This is a genomic window from Hamadaea flava (assembly GCF_024172085.1).
Taxonomy (GTDB): Bacteria; Actinomycetota; Actinomycetes; order Mycobacteriales; family Micromonosporaceae; genus Hamadaea; species Hamadaea flava.
The window spans coordinates 6,678,369-6,692,985 of record NZ_JAMZDZ010000001.1; the positions used below are offsets into that span (position 1 = coordinate 6,678,369).

The 14,617-nt window shown below is 71.3% G+C and carries 14 protein-coding genes; 7 read left to right on the forward strand and 7 right to left on the reverse strand.

What is annotated here, in order from left to right; genetic code table 11:
* From HDA40_RS31375 to HDA40_RS31390, 4 genes are all read left to right on the forward strand, one after another.
* Positions 1-879: a branched-chain amino acid ABC transporter permease gene (locus tag HDA40_RS31375; protein WP_253761412.1), complete on the forward strand. Its 879-nt coding sequence runs from the start codon at positions 1-3 to the stop codon at positions 877-879.
* Positions 876-1,877, forward strand: a complete 1,002-nt coding sequence (locus HDA40_RS31380) for a branched-chain amino acid ABC transporter permease (RefSeq protein ID WP_253761413.1) — start codon at positions 876-878, stop codon at positions 1,875-1,877. The genes HDA40_RS31375 and HDA40_RS31380 overlap by 4 nt, the downstream gene beginning before the upstream one ends.
* A 46-nt stretch (positions 1,878-1,923) precedes the next feature.
* Positions 1,924-3,207, forward strand: coding sequence for an ABC transporter substrate-binding protein (locus HDA40_RS31385; RefSeq protein ID WP_253761414.1), 1,284 nt, complete (start codon positions 1,924-1,926; stop codon positions 3,205-3,207).
* 66 nt (positions 3,208-3,273) lie between these two features.
* Positions 3,274-3,897, forward strand: a complete 624-nt coding sequence (locus HDA40_RS31390) for a TetR/AcrR family transcriptional regulator (protein ID WP_253761415.1) — start codon at positions 3,274-3,276, stop codon at positions 3,895-3,897.
* Here the strand turns inward: HDA40_RS31390 and HDA40_RS31395 are convergent.
* The 3 genes from HDA40_RS31395 to HDA40_RS31405 form a co-directional block, all read right to left on the reverse strand.
* Positions 3,894-4,961, reverse strand: coding sequence for an alcohol dehydrogenase catalytic domain-containing protein (locus tag HDA40_RS31395; RefSeq protein ID WP_253761416.1), 1,068 nt, complete (start codon positions 4,959-4,961; stop codon positions 3,894-3,896). The two genes, HDA40_RS31390 and HDA40_RS31395, sit on opposite strands and share 4 nt — an antisense overlap.
* Positions 4,958-6,385, reverse strand: coding sequence for an aldehyde dehydrogenase family protein (locus HDA40_RS31400; RefSeq protein ID WP_253761417.1), 1,428 nt, complete (start codon positions 6,383-6,385; stop codon positions 4,958-4,960). Before HDA40_RS31400 ends, HDA40_RS31395 begins: the two co-directional genes overlap by 4 nt.
* Positions 6,386-6,552: 167 nt before the next feature.
* Complete coding sequence (locus HDA40_RS31405) at positions 6,553-7,209, reverse strand: TetR/AcrR family transcriptional regulator (protein WP_253761418.1); 657 nt, start codon at positions 7,207-7,209, stop codon at positions 6,553-6,555.
* Between the two features lie 83 nt (positions 7,210-7,292).
* Here HDA40_RS31405 and HDA40_RS31410 point away from each other — a divergent pair, with 83 nt between their 5' ends.
* A complete protein-coding gene (locus HDA40_RS31410; protein ID WP_253761419.1) occupies positions 7,293-8,441 on the forward strand; it encodes an acyl-CoA dehydrogenase family protein in 1,149 nt (382 codons plus the stop codon).
* A 17-nt stretch (positions 8,442-8,458) separates the two neighbouring features.
* Positions 8,459-9,997, forward strand: coding sequence for a long-chain-fatty-acid--CoA ligase (locus HDA40_RS31415; protein ID WP_253761420.1), 1,539 nt, complete (start codon positions 8,459-8,461; stop codon positions 9,995-9,997).
* 14 nt (positions 9,998-10,011) lie between these two features.
* On the opposite strand, the gene HDA40_RS31420 is transcribed toward HDA40_RS31415, so the two are convergent.
* The 4 genes from HDA40_RS31420 to HDA40_RS31435 are packed head-to-tail and all read right to left on the reverse strand — an operon-like array spanning position 10,012 to position 13,773.
* Positions 10,012-10,809, reverse strand: a complete 798-nt coding sequence (locus HDA40_RS31420) for a carbon-nitrogen hydrolase family protein (RefSeq protein ID WP_253761421.1) — start codon at positions 10,807-10,809, stop codon at positions 10,012-10,014.
* 3 nt (positions 10,810-10,812) lie between these two features.
* Positions 10,813-12,009, reverse strand: a complete 1,197-nt coding sequence (locus tag HDA40_RS31425) for a pyridoxal phosphate-dependent aminotransferase (RefSeq protein WP_253761422.1) — start codon at positions 12,007-12,009, stop codon at positions 10,813-10,815.
* Positions 12,006-12,479: a GNAT family N-acetyltransferase gene (locus tag HDA40_RS31430; RefSeq protein ID WP_253761423.1), complete on the reverse strand. Its 474-nt coding sequence runs from the start codon at positions 12,477-12,479 to the stop codon at positions 12,006-12,008. The genes HDA40_RS31425 and HDA40_RS31430 overlap by 4 nt, the downstream gene beginning before the upstream one ends.
* Before the next feature lie 10 nt (positions 12,480-12,489).
* Positions 12,490-13,773 carry a hypothetical protein gene (locus HDA40_RS31435; RefSeq protein WP_253761424.1) on the reverse strand — a complete coding sequence of 428 codons (1,284 nt, stop codon included), beginning with the start codon at positions 13,771-13,773 and terminating at the stop codon, positions 12,490-12,492.
* 61 nt (positions 13,774-13,834) lie between these two features.
* On the opposite strand from HDA40_RS31435, the gene HDA40_RS31440 reads away from it, so the two are divergent.
* Positions 13,835-14,548, forward strand: coding sequence for a lysophospholipid acyltransferase family protein (locus HDA40_RS31440; protein ID WP_253761425.1), 714 nt, complete (start codon positions 13,835-13,837; stop codon positions 14,546-14,548).
* Positions 14,549-14,617 lie beyond the last annotated feature (69 nt).

The window sequence follows — 14,617 nt, forward strand, 5'->3', positions numbered from 1 at the left end:
ATGGATCGTTTTCTGTTCCTGACCGTCGACGGCCTCGCCAAGGGCGCGGTCTACGCGGCGTTCGCGCTGGCGGTGGTGCTGATCTGGCGCGCCGCCCGGATCGTCAACTTCGCCCAGGGTGCGATGGCGGTCGCCACCGTGTACGCCGCCTACAGCGTGACCCAGGCGACCGGGTCGTACTGGCTGGGCTTCGCGGCCGCGCTCGCTTCCGGACTGGTCCTGGGGGCCGGGATCGAGCGCGTCGTGATGCGGTTCGTGCCGCACACCTCCCCGCTGAACTCGGTGATCGTGGCGCTCGGGCTGGTCCTGCTGTTGCAGGCGGTCCTCGGCGCGCTCTACGGCAACGAGTTCCGGCCGGTCGAGACCCCGTTCAGCCGGACGGGCATCACCGTCGGCGGGGTCGCCCTGCTCTCGCGGTACGACCTGTTCGTCCTCGGCGCGGTGCTGCTCCTGGTCGTGCTGCTGGCGCTGCTGTTCACGCGGACGTCGACCGGCCTGCGGATGCGCTCGGCGGCGTTCGCCCCGGAGGTCTCGCGGCTGCTCGGCGTCAACGTGGCCGGGCTGCTCACCTTCGGCTGGGCGCTGGCCGCCGCGGTCGGCGCGCTCGCCGGGATGCTCGTCGTCCCGACCGAACTCGGCCTGCACCCGAACACCATGGACATGGTCTTCGTCTCGTCGTTCACGGCCGCGGTCGTGGGCGGCCTGGACAGCCCGATCGGCGCGGTCGTCGGCGGCCTGGCCGTCGGGCTCGTCCTGTCCTACGCCGCCGGATACCTGGGCAGCGACGTCACGCCGATCGCGACGCTCGCCCTTTTGCTGGCCGTGCTCCTGATCCGTCCCGGCGGGCTGTTCGCCGGCGTCCGAACGAGGGCCGTATGACCACACTGGTCCGTCATCTGATGTGGACGGCGATCGCGGCGGCCGCGCTCCTCGCGGTCACCTACGCGCTGCCGCCGTTCCGGAACTACCAGCTCGCCACGGCGGCGGCGTACCTGTGCGCCACCGCCGGGCTGACCGTCCTGGTCGGACTGAGCGGGCAGTTGTCGCTCGGGCACGGTGCGGTGATGGCCGTCGGGGCGTACGCCGTCGCGCTGAGCCAGAACCGCCTCGCCGACGCCGGGCTCACCGGAAACGGCGTACTGGTGCTGTCGTTGGCGCTGGGCGTGCTGGCCGCGCTCGTCGGGGGCCTGATCGTGGGGCTGGCGGCCGCCCGGTTGCGGGGACCTTACCTGGCCGGCGTGACGCTGGCCGTCGCCGTCGCGCTGCCCGCTGTCACCACGGTGTGGGCTGGGGTCTTCCACAGCGACCAGGGCCTGAGCGTCTACCTCGACCCGCCGCCGGCCGGACTCGGCTACGACTTCCCGCTGGAACGCTGGCAGTCCTGGCTGGCCCTGGCCGGAGCGCTGCTCGTCATGCTGCTGCTGGCGAACCTGCTCCGCAGCCGATTCGGCCGCTCGCTGCGGGCCGTCCGGGACGACGAGGCGGCCGCCCGGCTGGCCGGGATCGACGTCGCGCGTACGCAGGTGCTCGCGTTCGTGGTGAGCGCGGGATGCGCCGGTCTCGGCGGCGGGCTCCTCGCGGTCCTCACCCAGAGCGTGTCACCGGGGGCGTACTCGCTGACCTTGTCGCTGTTCCTGCTCATGGCGGTGGTGGTCGGCGGCCTCGGCCGGCTCGCAGGCGCGGTCTGGGGAGCGTTGCTGCTCGTGGTGCTGCCCGACCTCACCCACACGATCGTCGCGAGCCTCACGCTCAGTCCGGCCGCCGCGCAGCGGCTGGAGGGCAACCTGCCGCTGGCCGTGTTCGGCCTGACCTTGATCGTCGTCATGATCGCCGCGCCCGGCGGTGTTCAGGGCGTCGTCCGCCGGCTCCTGCCGTAGCCGGTCCCTCGAAAAGTCCCCTTCGAAGATGAAAGGTCGGTGCCTCATGCATCGCATAGCACAGCGCGGTCTCGCTCTCGCCGTATGCGTCTCGCTGTTCGCCGCCACCGTCGCGTGCAGCTCCGACGACCAGGGCGGCGGGGGCAAAGCGGCGGTTCCCGGTGTGACCGACACCGAAATCGTCGTCGGTACGCACATGCCGCTGACCGGGCCCGCGTCGGCGGGCTACTCGAAGATCGCGCCGGCGAGCAAGGCGTACTTCGACTTCGTCAACGCCAACGGCGGGGTGAACGGCCGCAAGATCACCTACAAGGTCATGGACGACGGCTACAACCCGGCCAACACCCAGCAGGTCGTGCGGCAGCTCGTCTTGCAGGACAAGGTGTTCGCGATCCTCAACGGACTCGGCACGCCGACCCACTCGGGCGTGCTCGACTTCCTGAAGACCAACCGCGTGCCGGACCTGTTCGTGGCCTCCGGCAGCCGCAGCTGGGACCAGCCCGACAAGTATCCGGGCACGTTCGGCTTCAACCCCGACTACACCGTCGAGGGCAAGATCCTCGCGAACTACGTGAAGAGCAACTTCGCCGGGCAGAAGACGTGCTTCCTCGGGCAGAGCGACGACTTCGGCACGGACAGCCTGGCCGGCGTGGAGAAGGTGCTGGGCAAGGACGGCGTCACCGCCAAGGAGACCTACGTGGTCACCAACACCAACGTCGCCCCGCAGATCGGCGCGTTCAAGACGGCCGGCTGCCAGGTGGTCATCCTGGCCACGGTGCCCGGCTTCACCGCGCTCGCCCTCGGCACCGCCGCGCGGCTGTCCTACAAGCCGCAGTTCGTCGTCTCCAACGTCGGCGGCGACCTGCCCACCCTGGCCAAGCTGCTCGGCGAGGCCAAGGGCCTGACCGAAGGGCTGCTCGGCGCGAACTACCTGCCGCTGATGTTCGACGCGAACGACCCCTGGATCCAGCTGTTCCAGAAGGTCAACAAGGACTTCGGCGGCGGCGCCGAGTTCGACGGCAACGTCATCTACGGCATGTCGGTGGCGTACCTGTTCGTGCAGGTGCTCCAGGCCGCTGGGAAGGACCTCAGCCGGGAGTCGCTGCTCGCCGCGGTCGAGAAGGGCGGCTACCAGGGTCCTGGCCTCGCCCCGCTCCGGTACGCCAAGGGAGACCACTCCGGCTACGGCGGTGAGCGCATGGTGAAGGTGTCCGGTGGAGTGCAGCAGTTCTTCGGTCCCACCTATGAGACCGACGAGGCCGACGCCCCGGTGAAGGAGTACGCCGGAACGCCCGCCACCCCGCCCGCCAACGGCGTACCCACCGCCTGACGGGTTCGCTCGCCGGGATCCGGGCAGTGCCCTGGGTCCCGGCGCCGCCCGATCTAGACTGCACGGATGACCGGCGTCGGGACCACCACCGGCCGGGTCGACGGCCGGACGCTGCGGGCCGAGCGGACCCGGGCCGCGATCGTGGACGCCCACTTGGCCTTGATCGGCACGGGCGACCTTCGCCCGACCGGCGAGCGGATCGCCGAGCGGGCCGGGATCTCGCTCCGGGCGCTGTGGACGAACTTCAAGGACATGGAGGCGTTGTTCGCCGCGTCCGGGGAGAAGCTCGCCGAACGGCAGGCGGCCGCGCATCGGCCCATCGAATCGGGGCTGCCGCTGCCGCAGCGGATCGAGGCGTACTGCGAGCAGCGGGCGCGGATGCTGGAGATGCTCGCGCCGTGTGCGCGGGCGGCAGCGTTGCGCGAACCGTTCTCCGCTCAGCTGAAGGAGAACCGGGTCAAGGCCATCGCGCTGGTCCGGGCCGAGATCGAGGAGGTCTTCGCGACCGAGCTGGCCTTGGCCGGACCCGGTGACGGCCAGCTCCTCCAGGCCCTGGTCGTGGCGAGCACCTGGGCCTCCTGGTCGATGCTGCGCGACGAGCTGGGCCTCGACCTCGACGCCGCCCGGGGCGTACTGGCCCGGACGGTGTCGGCTCTGCTCGCCGCGGCGATCACCAACAGCCTGCGTTAGAACAGCACTACCGAGCGCGCGCCCTCGCCCCGGCCCAGCCGCTCCAGCGCGGTGGGGACCTCGTCGAGGCCGATCCGATGGCTGATCAGCGGCCGGAGATCCAGCTCGCCGGCCAGTACCGCGGCGGCCAGGCCCGGCAGGTCCCGATCGGGATCGGCTGAGCCGTAGACGGACGACCGCAGCGTCCGGGCCGAGTGGAAGATGTCCAATGCGGACAGTCCGACGACGTCGTCGCGCTTGCCGATGCCCACCACGGTCACCCGGCCACCTCGGCGGGTGCTCTTCCAGGCCGCGGTGATGCTCGCGGACCGGCCGACGCACTCGAAGGCGTGGTCCGCGCCCCGGCCGCCGGTGCGTACGCGGATCGCCTTGATCAACGCGTCGTCGCTCAGCAGGAAGTCGGTGGCCCCGGCCGCCAGCGCGAGCGAGCGCTTGGCCTCGGTGAGGTCGACGGCGATCACCGGATCGGCCCCGGCCGCTCGCGCGGCGAGGACGACGGACAAGCCGACGCCGCCCAGCCCCAGCACCACCACCGAATCGCCGGCCCGCACTCCGGCCGTGTTCTGGACCGCGCCGACCCCGGTCAACGCGGCGCACCCCAGCAACGCCGCCTGCTCCGCCGGCACCCCTTCCGGTACGCCGATCAGCGCCTCTTCGCGTACCACCACCTGCTCGGCGAAGGACCCGAGACCGAGCGTGAGGTTGAGCGGGGTGCCGTCGCCCGCGAAGCCGCCCGGGAAGGACGGGATGCCGGAGGTCTCGCAGATCCACGGCTCGCCGTGGGTGCAGTACCAGCAGGTGCGGCAGGCGGGCGACCAGTTGAGCACGACGTGATCGCCGGGCTTGGCCCGGGTGACGCCGGGGCCGACCTCCTCGACCACCCCGGCCGCTTCGTGCCCGAGGACCAGCGGGAAGGTCGGGGCGAGCGTGCCGTTGATCATCGAGAGGTCGGTGTGGCAGACGCCGGCCGCGGTGACGCGGACCCGGGCCAGGCCGGGACCGACCTCGGGCAGGGTGATCTCCTCGACCGTGATCTGGTCGCGGAAGACGACGGCCCGGGTCATCGCTGCACGGCCTTGACCTGCTGGAACTCCTCCAGGCCGAAGGCGCCGAGTTCGCGGCCGAGGCCGGACTGCTTGTAGCCGCCGAACGGGGCCAGCGGGTTGAACGAGGCGCCGTTGACGTCGACCGCACCGGTACGCATTCGCCGCGCGACCGCCAGTGCCCGGTCGGGGTCACTTGACCACACCGCACCGGCCAGGCCGTAGCGTGAGTCGTTGGCGATGGCGACCGCCTCGTCGTCGTCGCCGAACGGGATCACGGCGAGCACGGGGCCGAAGATCTCCTCCTGCGCGACCGTCGACTTCGGATCGACGTCGGCGAGCACGGTCGGCGCCACGAAATACCCCCGATCCGGTACGCCCTCCGGCGTTATCGCGGTCGCACCCTCCTCGCGGCCTTGCCGGAGGAAGCCGTGGACTCGTTGCCGCTGCGCCGCGCTGGCCAGCGGACCGAGCCGGGTCGTCTCCTCGAACGGATCGCCCATCGCGTACGCCGTCGCCGCCTGCGCGGCCAGGTCGAGCGCTTCGGCGTACCGGGTGGCCGGGACGAGCATCCGAGTCCACGCCGTGCACGTCTGACCGGCGTTGAGGAAGGCGTTGGCCACCCCGACCTTCACCGCGCGCCCCAGCTCGGCGTCGTCGAGGATCACGTTGGCGGACTTGCCGCCCAGTTCCAGGGAGACCTTGGCGATCCGGTCGGCGGCCAGGTGACTGATCCGGCGGCCGGTCGCGGTCGAGCCGGTGAACGACACCATGTCCACATCGGAGTGACCGGCGATCGCCGCGCCCACCTCCGATCCGGTGCCCGGGACGAGGTTGGCCACGCCCGGCGGCAGCCCGGCCTCGTGCACCGCGTCGAACAACAGGTACGCCACCAGCGGAGTCAGCTCGCTGGGCTTGAGCACGACGGTGCACCCGGCGGCGAGGGCGGCGGCCACCTTGGCCATGACCTGATGGAGCGGATAGTTCCACGGAGTGATCGCGCCGACGACGCCGACGGGTTCGCGCAGGATCAGGGAGTTCCCGACCTCCACCTCCGGCTCCGGGGTCGCGGCCATTCGCACGTACCCGTCCAGGACGGTCAGCGGCAGGCCGGTCTGCACCCGGGCGGACACCTTGATCGGCGTACCCAGTTCGCCGGTCACGGTGGTGGCGATCTCGTCCGCACGCTTGGCCAGGCTGTCGTGCAGCCTTCGCAGGTAGTCCGAGCGCTGTTGTGGGGACAGCGCGGCCCACGGCCCGAACGCGTTCCTGGCCGCTGCGACCGCTTCGTCCACGTCGGCGGGCGTACCCGCGGGGACGTGCGCGACGACCCGCTCGGTGAACGGATCCTCGACGGCGATGGACCCGCCGCCTTGAGCGGGTCGCCACCGCCCGCCGATGTACAGCTCGCCACGATCGGCCGGAGTGAAGTCCGCGCGCGCCATGTCGCCCCTCTTAACTATCAGTGGAAGTTTTACCGTAGCGGCGCGGTTTCCACCCGGCAACCCCTTGCGCTCGTCAGGTGCGGATCACGGTTACGCATGCTTCCGGCAGCCGAGATGGCCTGCGTAACCGTGATCCGCAGGGAATGCGATGGGGCCGGATGAGCGGGTCAGGGGTAGGTGGACAGGGGCGGGAGCGGGCCGATGATCCGCTCGTACTCCGCGCTCAGGCCGGTGAGCAACGCGTCGAGCCCCAGCGCGAAGGCGCCCTCGTCGACGCTCTTCTGGTGCTCGGCGAGCAGGTGCGCCTGGCTCAGGTGCGGGTATCGGCCGTCGTAGAACTCCGGGTCCTCGACGAAGCCCCGGGCGAACGAGCCCAGCGCGGAGCCGGCGACGAGATAGCGCATGAGCGCGCCGATGTGGGTCGCCCGCGCGTGCGGCCAGCCCGCGTCGACGAGGCCGCCGTAGACCGCGTCGGCCATGGCCAGGGCCGCCGGCCGCCGGCCCGGACCCTGGGCGAGGAACGGGACGATGTTCGGGTGGGCGGCCAGGGCGTCCCGATACGAGCGGCCCCACAGCCGCAGGGCGACCCGCCAGTCGTACCGCCCGAAGAAGGACGTGTCGACCTGCTCGATCACGGCGTCCGCAGCCGCGTCGAGGATCTCGTCCTTGGTGGGGAAGTGGTTGTACAGCGACGGACCGCGTACGCCCAGCTCGGTCGCGAGGCGGCGGGTGGAGAGCGCGTCGAGCCCCTCCGCGTCGACGAGCGCCAGCGCGGCGGCCACGATGCGTTCGCGGCTCAGCAGAGCCGTGCGGGGCCTGGCCATGGACGTCCTCCCGTGATCCGTTGGCTGAACTGTATCGGGCCGGGGTCTGGACGGCAGAAAACTTACAGCGCTAGTTTATCGCCATGGACTTCCGGCTCACCGCGGACCACGTCGATCTCCGGGACCTCGCCGCCCGCTTCGTCGACCGCGAGATCATCCCGAACGTGCGCGACTGGGATCGGCGCGAGGCCGTCGACCTCGCCATCGTCGGCGAACTGGGCGAACTCGGCTTCCTGGGGCTGACCGTCGGCGAGGAGCACGGCGGCTCCGGCGGCGACCATCTGGCGTACTGCCTGGTGATGGAGGAGCTGGGACGGGGGGACTCGTCCGTGCGGGGGATCGTCTCCGTGTCGCTGGGCCTCGTCGCCAAGACCGTCGACGCGTACGGGACGGCCGAGCAGAAGGCGCAGTGGCTGCCCCGGCTCTGCTCCGGCGAGGCCATCGGCTGCTTCGGCCTGACCGAACCGGACACCGGCTCCGACGCCGGCGCGCTGAGCACCCGGGCCGTCCGCGACGGCGGCGACTGGGTGTTGACCGGCGGCAAGACCTTCATCACCAACGGCACCTGGGCCGACGTCGCACTGGTCTTCGCCCGGACCGGCGAACCCGGCCGCAAGGGCATCACGGCGTTCCTCGTCGAGACGGGCCTGCCCGGGTTCGCCCGCCGGGAGATCCACGGCAAGCTCGGCCTTCGCGGCCAGGCCACCGCCGAACTGACCTTCGACGGCGTACGCGTCCCCGACGCCGCCCGGTTGGGCGACGAGGGCAAGGGCTTCGCGATCGCGATGGCGGCCCTGGCCAAGGGCCGGATGTCGTTGGGGGCCGGGTGCGTCGGCATCGCCCGGGGCTGCCTGGAGGCGGCCGTCGCGTACGCCCGCGACCGGCAGCAGTTCGGCCGCCCGATCGCCGGACACCAGCTCATCCAGCAGTTGCTCGCGCAGATCTCGATCGACGCCGACGCGGCCCGGCTGCTCGTGTGGCGAGTCGCCGACCTGATCGACCGCGGCGAGCCGTTCGAGACCGAGGCGTCGGCCGCGAAGCTGTTCGCCAGCGAGGCCGCAGTCCGGGCCGCCAACAACGCCTTGCAGGTCTTCGGCGGGTACGGCTACATCGACGAATACCCGGTCGCCAAGTACCTGCGCGACGCCCGGGTCACCACCCTCTACGAAGGCACCAGCCAGATCCAGCACCTCATCATCGGCCGGGCGCTGACCGGGGTCAGCGCGTTCTGATCGGAAAGGCCCATCCCATGACGTCCCTCTCATTGGCGAGCGTCCTCGCCGAGGCTTCCCGCCGCTATCCAGACAAGGTCGCCGTCGTCGACGGCCCGCACCGGGTCACCTACTCCCAGCTGTGGCGGGAGGCGCTCACGTACGCCGCCGCGCTGCGCGATCTCGGCATCGGCCCGGACAAGACCGTCGCCGTCGCCGTACCGAACACAGTGGACTTCCCGCGCGCGTACTACGGAGTGCTCGCGGCCGGTGCCGTGGTCGTCCCCGTGCACCTGCTGTTGAACGCCCAGGAGATCGCGTACGTGTTGCGCGACAGCGGCGCCGACCTGCTCATCTGCCACACGGCGTTGCTCGGCGTCGCGGCCGAGGCCGCCTGGGCGGCGGGTGTGCCCGTGGTGACGGTCGGATCCCCCTCGGCGAACCAGGACGCGCCGCGGCGGCTCGAGGAGCTGGCGACGGAGCCGCTGCCCACTTTCGTCTCGCGGCAGGCCGAGGACGTCGCGGTCGTCTTCTACACCAGCGGCACCACCGGATCGCCCAAGGGCGCCCTGCTCACGCACCTCAACCTGGTGATGAACGCGACGGTCAACGTGTTCGACGCCAACGACGCCCGGCCCACCGACGTGGTTCTCGGCTGCCTGCCCCTGTTCCACACGTACGGGCAGACCGTCGGCATGAACGGCACCTTCCGGCTCGGCGCGACCCTCGTCCTGCTGGCCCGGTTCAGCGGCGCGGCGGCGATCGACCTGATGCTGGCCGAGGACGTGACGGTGTTCCACGGCGTACCGACGATGTACATCGGGCTGCTGGAGGCGGCGGCCGGTCGCGAGCGCCTGCCGGAGTTGCGGATCACCGTGTCCGGCGGCGCTTCGCTGCCGGTAGCGGTGCTGGAGAAGTTCACGGAGGTCTTCCAGACCACCATCTACGAGGGATACGGACTGAGCGAGACCTCCCCGACGGCGACGACGAACCAGCCCCACTTCGGTACGCGCCCAGGCACGATCGGCCACCCGATCTGGGGCGTCGAGGTGGAGATCGCCCGCGCCGAGGTCGACGAGCGGATCGAGCTGCTGCCCACCGGTGAACTGGGCGAGATCGTGATCCGCGGGCACAACGTGTTCGCGGGCTACCTCGGCAAACCCGAGGAGACCGAACGGGCCGTGGTCGACGGCTGGCTCCGCAGCGGCGACCTCGGCACGAAGGACGAAGAAGGCTTCATCCGCGTGGTCGACCGGAAGAAGGACCTGATCATCCGGGGCGGGTTCAACGTCTACCCCCGCGAGGTCGAAGAGGTGCTGGCCCGGCATCCCGCCGTCGCTCAGGTCGCCGTGGTCGGCGTACCGGACGACGCGCTGGGCGAGGAGGTCGTGGCGGTCGTGGTCGCCGCGCCCGACGTGGCGGTCACCGAGGAAGACCTGCTCGCGTGGTCCCGGGAGCAGCTCGGCAAGCACAAGTACCCCCGCCGGGTACGGCTCGCGAGCGAGCTGCCGATGGGGCCGAGCCTCAAAGTGCTCAAGCGGGAGATCCGCCGGCAACTCACCGACGGCACCCTCTAGCCGGAGGCGGCGGGTTAGAGGCGGCGGTTGGCGAGGCTCGGCAGTTCCTGCCGGATCGCGGCCAGCCGGTCGAGGTCGAGGTCGGCGAAGGTCACCCCGACGACGTCGGGAGCCTGGGCGACCACGGTTCCCCACGGGTCCACCACCATGCTGCGCCCGTAGCAAGTGCGCCCGGGATCGTGGTCGCCGATCTGCCCGGCGGCCACGACGTAGCACTGGTTCTCGATGGCGCGCGCCCGCAGCAGCACTTCCCAGTGGTCGCGGCCGGTGTGTGCCATGAACGCCGCCGGGACCAGCAGCACCTGGGCTTCGCCTTCGGCGGCCAGCCGCCGGTACAGCTCGGGGAAGCGCAGGTCGTAGCAGATGGACAGGCCGACGCGTACGCCTTCGACCGGGACGACGACCGTCTGGCCGCCGGCCGCCACCGCTGCGGATTCCTGATAGGACACTCGACCGGGGATCTCCACGTCGTAGAGGTGGATCTTCCGGTACGCCGCCGCGAGCGCACCGGACCGGTCGAACAGCAGCGACGTGTTGTACGTGTGCTCGGGGTCCGGGCCGGTCTCGTGGAACGATCCGGCCAGCACCCACAGGTTGAGGCGCTGCGCGAGATCAGCGAAGTGCTGGGCGTACTCCCCGTCGACGGGTTCCGGCCGCGGCAGTCCGGCGGCCGGGCCGAGGTAGTCGGTGTACTCGGGCAGCACGGCCAGATCGGCGCCACCGGCGGCCGCGCGCTCCAGCAGTTCGGCGGCGAACTTCAGGTTGGCCGCACGGTCGGCCCGGGCGTTGAGCTGGCAGACGGCTACTCGCATCGCTTATTTCCCTTCCGAAGGGCGGAACGTCTCCGAAGGCCGGAACGTCGACAGGCGCGAGACGGCGTCGGACAAGACTTCCGGCCGCTTGCAGAAGGCGAATCGCACGAGGCCCTGCCCGCTCGCCGGGTCGTCGTAGAACACCTGCGTCGGGATCGCCACCACGCCGCCCTGCTCCGCGAGGTCCCGGCAGAGCGCGGCGCCGTCGGCGTACCCCCACGAGGCGGCGTCGGCCTGCAGGAAGTAGGTCCCCTGCGCCGGATAGGTGCGTACCCCGGCGGCGGTCAGCCCGGACCGCAGCAGGTCGCGCCGTTCCTGGAGGCTCTTGGTCAGCTCGGCGACCCAGTCCAGCTCGTGCGTCAGGGCGTGGGCCACCGCCGCCTGGAACGGGGTGCCGCTGGCGAAGGTCATGAACTGTTTCGCCTTGCGTACCGCGCCGACCAGCTCCGCCGGGCCCAGCGCCCAGCCGATCTTCCAGCCGGTGCAGCTGAACGTCTTGCCCGCCGAGGAGATGGTCACGGTCCGCTCGCGCATGCCCGGCAATCCGGCCAGCGGCACATGCTCCAGGCCGTCGTACGTCAGGTATTCGTACACCTCGTCGGTCACCGCGATCAGGTCGCGCTCCACGCAGACCTGCGCGATCAGCTCCAGCTCCGCGCGCGAGAACACCTTGCCCGTCGGGTTGTGCGGGCTGTTCAAGACGATCATTCTGGTACGCCCAGTGACCGCACGGCGTAGGTCATCGGGGTCGAAGGCGAAACCGTCATCCGTCGGGCGCAGCGGCACGGCCCGATGCGTCGCCCCGGCCATGGCGACGTTGGCCAGGTAGCTGTCGTAGTAGGGCTCGAACAGCACCACCTCGTCGCCGGGTTCGCACAGCGCGAGCAGCGCCGCCGCGACGGCCTCGGTCGCACCGGCGGTCGTCACGACCTCGGTGGCCGGGTCGTACGCCAGTCCGTAGCGGGCCAGCCGGGCCTGGACGATGGCCTCCTTCAGCGCGGGCAGCCCGTCGACCGGCGGGTACTGGTTGAGCCCGCCCACGATCGCCGCCTGGGCCGCCGCCAGCATCCCGGCCGGCCCGTCGGTGTCGGGGAACCCCTGCCCCAAGTTGACCGCGCCGGTGCGCTGGGCCAGCGCCGTCATCTCGGAGAAGATCGTCGTTCCGATGCCGCGCAGCGCCGTGCGTACTCCGAAGGTCATCGGCTCAGTATCGGGGCAGATCTGTCGAGGCGCAGCAAGGGCAGCGCGCGTCCGGTCGCCGAGGAGATCCGTTCACCGATCCGGACCGCGCCCATCCGCAGGTAGAACGCCTCTGCCTGGGGATCGGCCTCGATCAGCAGCGAGCCGAACCCCTCCTCGGCCGCAGCAGCCGTCGCGCGGTCGAGCAGGACGCGGCCGACGCCGTGGCCGATCGCCCACGGGTCGACGAACAGCAGGTCGACCTCGCCCTCTGGTGGTTCGCCGGTCACCGTCACCATCCCGGCAACCCTGCCGTCCAGCTCGGCGACCAGGGTCCGGTGCGCCTCGACCTGGTCCTCGCGCAGGGTCAGCGCTGGTCGGCAGAGGTCCAGGAATGCCTGGTCATACCCCCAGTACGCCTTCGACCGCAGCACCAGTTCGCTCAGCTCGGCGGCTTCGCCGGGACGGCCGCGCCGTACGGAGATCGCCATGAGCGCAACGTTACTCGGGGAAGTCCGCGGGCAGCGTCCACAGCGATCGGGGGAGGACCAGGTTCCCGGCCGTGAACACCAGGCACAGCATCGGCTGGTCGCCGGACATGGTCAGCGCGATCTTCGGCTTGCGGGCCTGGTTGAGCCCCTTGAGCCCGAACAGCGTCACCGGGCGGTCCGTCCGGGACCGGTCCGCCTCCGCCTGCCACGCCTCGTACGCGTTCGCGAACCGCCACGGCGCGGAGTCGGCCAGCTGCTCGTAGAGCCGGTTGACCCAGCGTTCGGCGTACTCGGCTCGGAAGGTGCGCGTCGGCGTCCCGGCGAGCAGCCGGGTCACCTGCTCGTCGGCGGTCACGCCGGTCATCTGCAGGGCACGCCGCACATCCCCGGCACGGAGCGCCTCCACGACCGGGCGTACGCGCTCCGGCTGCGACACCTGCCACCGATTCCGGCGGCTGGTGCGGGCGTACGACCGGTTCCACAGCCACGGGGTGAGATCCCAGCGGTGTTCCTGGTTGCCACCGATGAGTTCGTCGACCGAGACGGTGAGCCCGTCGCCCACCCGCCGGGCGGTCAACCAGGGGCCTCGTCGGTGCGACGGGGTGCCGCCGACCGGGGTCAGCGCGACGACCGCCGAGCGGTGGAACCGGCCGTCGTGGGCGCGAGGGAAGTTGGCGCACAGGGCGCGCGCGTCGAGCCGGGCGGCGATCGGCTCGGCCGCCTCCGGCAGCGCCATGAGGCGTACCGGTGGGGCTTGCCGAGTCTTGAGCCGATCCGCCTGGGCCCGTTCGCGGCGGCGGGCCGCCTTGGCGTGCGGGCCGGGCGGCGTGGTGTGGAAGAGCGCGGGCCGGCGCCACCAGAGGATCAGCGCGTCGGCGGCCGCCCGCTCGCCGTCGAGCAGTTCGAAGACGACCACCGGCCGCGGGGCGGGCCCGGCTGTCCGCACTTCTAGCGGCTCACGCAAGCGTTCCCCGGCTCCGTCGTCCTCCTCGGTGATCTGGAGTTCGAAGACCAGAGTGCCGGGGGAGCCCAGGTCATAGCCCTCGCGGGCGTCGCGGCCCCAGCGGCCGTTCCAGTCGTGGTACTGATCCGGCACCGGGCGCGCCCGGACGACCGTGAGGGCGGCGTCCCAGGTCCCGTCGGGCGCGGCGCAGGTCAGCGCCACCACCGACGCCTCACCCGGGTGCTCCAGGCGACCCATCCGCACCGGTACGCCCGCCTCCAGGCACAGGCGCGCCACCGGTGCCAGCAGGGCACGCCGCTGCGCCGCCTGGGCCTCGCTCTCCGTAGGCATGCCGGGCATTGTGCCGTGCCTTGCCCGAGAAAGCGACCGGGCGAGGGTTTAACCTGGCCGGATGCCGGAACTCGTCTATCCTCCCGTGATCGCGCTGGCTCGGACCATGTTCACCCTGCTGGACATGCGGGTGCGGGTCGAGGGCGGTGAACACGTCCCGCGTACTGGCGGCGCGGTGATCGCCTGCAACCACATCAGTTACCTGGATTTCATCTTCTGCGGCTTCGGCGCGCGCCCGTCGAAGCGGCTCGTCCGCTTCATGGCCAAGCAGGAGATCTTCGCCCACCCGGTCGGCGGTCCGCTCATGCGCGGCATGAAGCACATCCCGGTCGACCGCGAGGCCGGCATCGGCTCCTACAAGGCGGCGCTGGCCGCGCTCAAGGCGGGTGAGGTCGTCGGCATCTTCCCGGAGGCGACGATCAGCCAGTCGTTCACGGTGAAGGAGATCAAGAACGGCGCGGTACGCCTGGCCGCCGCGGCCGAGGTGCCGCTCATCCCGATGGCGTTGTGGGGTACGCAGCGGATGTGGACCAAGGGCCGGCCGCGCACCCTGACGAAGCGGAACCTGCCCATCAGCGTGCTCATCGGCGAGCCGATGCGGCCGGCGCGCCGGGACAAGTCCGACGAGGTCACGGCCGCGCTGCGGGCGCGCATGGCCGGGCTGCTCGACCGGGCGCAGACGGAGTACCCCGAGAAGCCCGAGGCCCCGGGCGACGACTGGTGGCTGCCCGCCCACCTGGGCGGCGGCGCTCCGCTGCCGGACGAGGTGGAGTGACGGACGAGGCCGGTGTGACGGACGAGATCGAGTAACGGGTGCCCTGCCAGGGACCTCTCAGCAGAGCAG

Bases quoted from the DNA above. Each gene is read 5' to 3' on its own strand.
- HDA40_RS31375 (WP_253761412.1), top strand. From the start codon at position 1: ATGGATCGTTTTCTGTTCCTGACCGTCGACGGCCTCGCCAAGGGCGCG.
- HDA40_RS31380 (WP_253761413.1), top strand. From the start codon at position 876: ATGACCACACTGGTCCGTCATCTGATGTGGACGGCGATCGCGGCGGCC.
- HDA40_RS31385 (WP_253761414.1), top strand. From the start codon at position 1,924: ATGCATCGCATAGCACAGCGCGGTCTCGCTCTCGCCGTATGCGTCTCG.
- HDA40_RS31390 (WP_253761415.1), top strand. From the start codon at position 3,274: ATGACCGGCGTCGGGACCACCACCGGCCGGGTCGACGGCCGGACGCTG.
- HDA40_RS31395 (WP_253761416.1), bottom strand. From the start codon at position 4,961: ATGACCCGGGCCGTCGTCTTCCGCGACCAGATCACGGTCGAGGAGATC.
- HDA40_RS31400 (WP_253761417.1), bottom strand. From the start codon at position 6,385: ATGGCGCGCGCGGACTTCACTCCGGCCGATCGTGGCGAGCTGTACATC.
- HDA40_RS31405 (WP_253761418.1), bottom strand. From the start codon at position 7,209: ATGGCCAGGCCCCGCACGGCTCTGCTGAGCCGCGAACGCATCGTGGCC.
- HDA40_RS31410 (WP_253761419.1), top strand. From the start codon at position 7,293: ATGGACTTCCGGCTCACCGCGGACCACGTCGATCTCCGGGACCTCGCC.
- HDA40_RS31415 (WP_253761420.1), top strand. From the start codon at position 8,459: ATGACGTCCCTCTCATTGGCGAGCGTCCTCGCCGAGGCTTCCCGCCGC.
- HDA40_RS31420 (WP_253761421.1), bottom strand. From the start codon at position 10,809: ATGCGAGTAGCCGTCTGCCAGCTCAACGCCCGGGCCGACCGTGCGGCC.
- HDA40_RS31425 (WP_253761422.1), bottom strand. From the start codon at position 12,009: ATGACCTTCGGAGTACGCACGGCGCTGCGCGGCATCGGAACGACGATC.
- HDA40_RS31430 (WP_253761423.1), bottom strand. From the start codon at position 12,479: ATGGCGATCTCCGTACGGCGCGGCCGTCCCGGCGAAGCCGCCGAGCTG.
- HDA40_RS31435 (WP_253761424.1), bottom strand. From the start codon at position 13,773: ATGCCTACGGAGAGCGAGGCCCAGGCGGCGCAGCGGCGTGCCCTGCTG.
- HDA40_RS31440 (WP_253761425.1), top strand. From the start codon at position 13,835: ATGCCGGAACTCGTCTATCCTCCCGTGATCGCGCTGGCTCGGACCATG.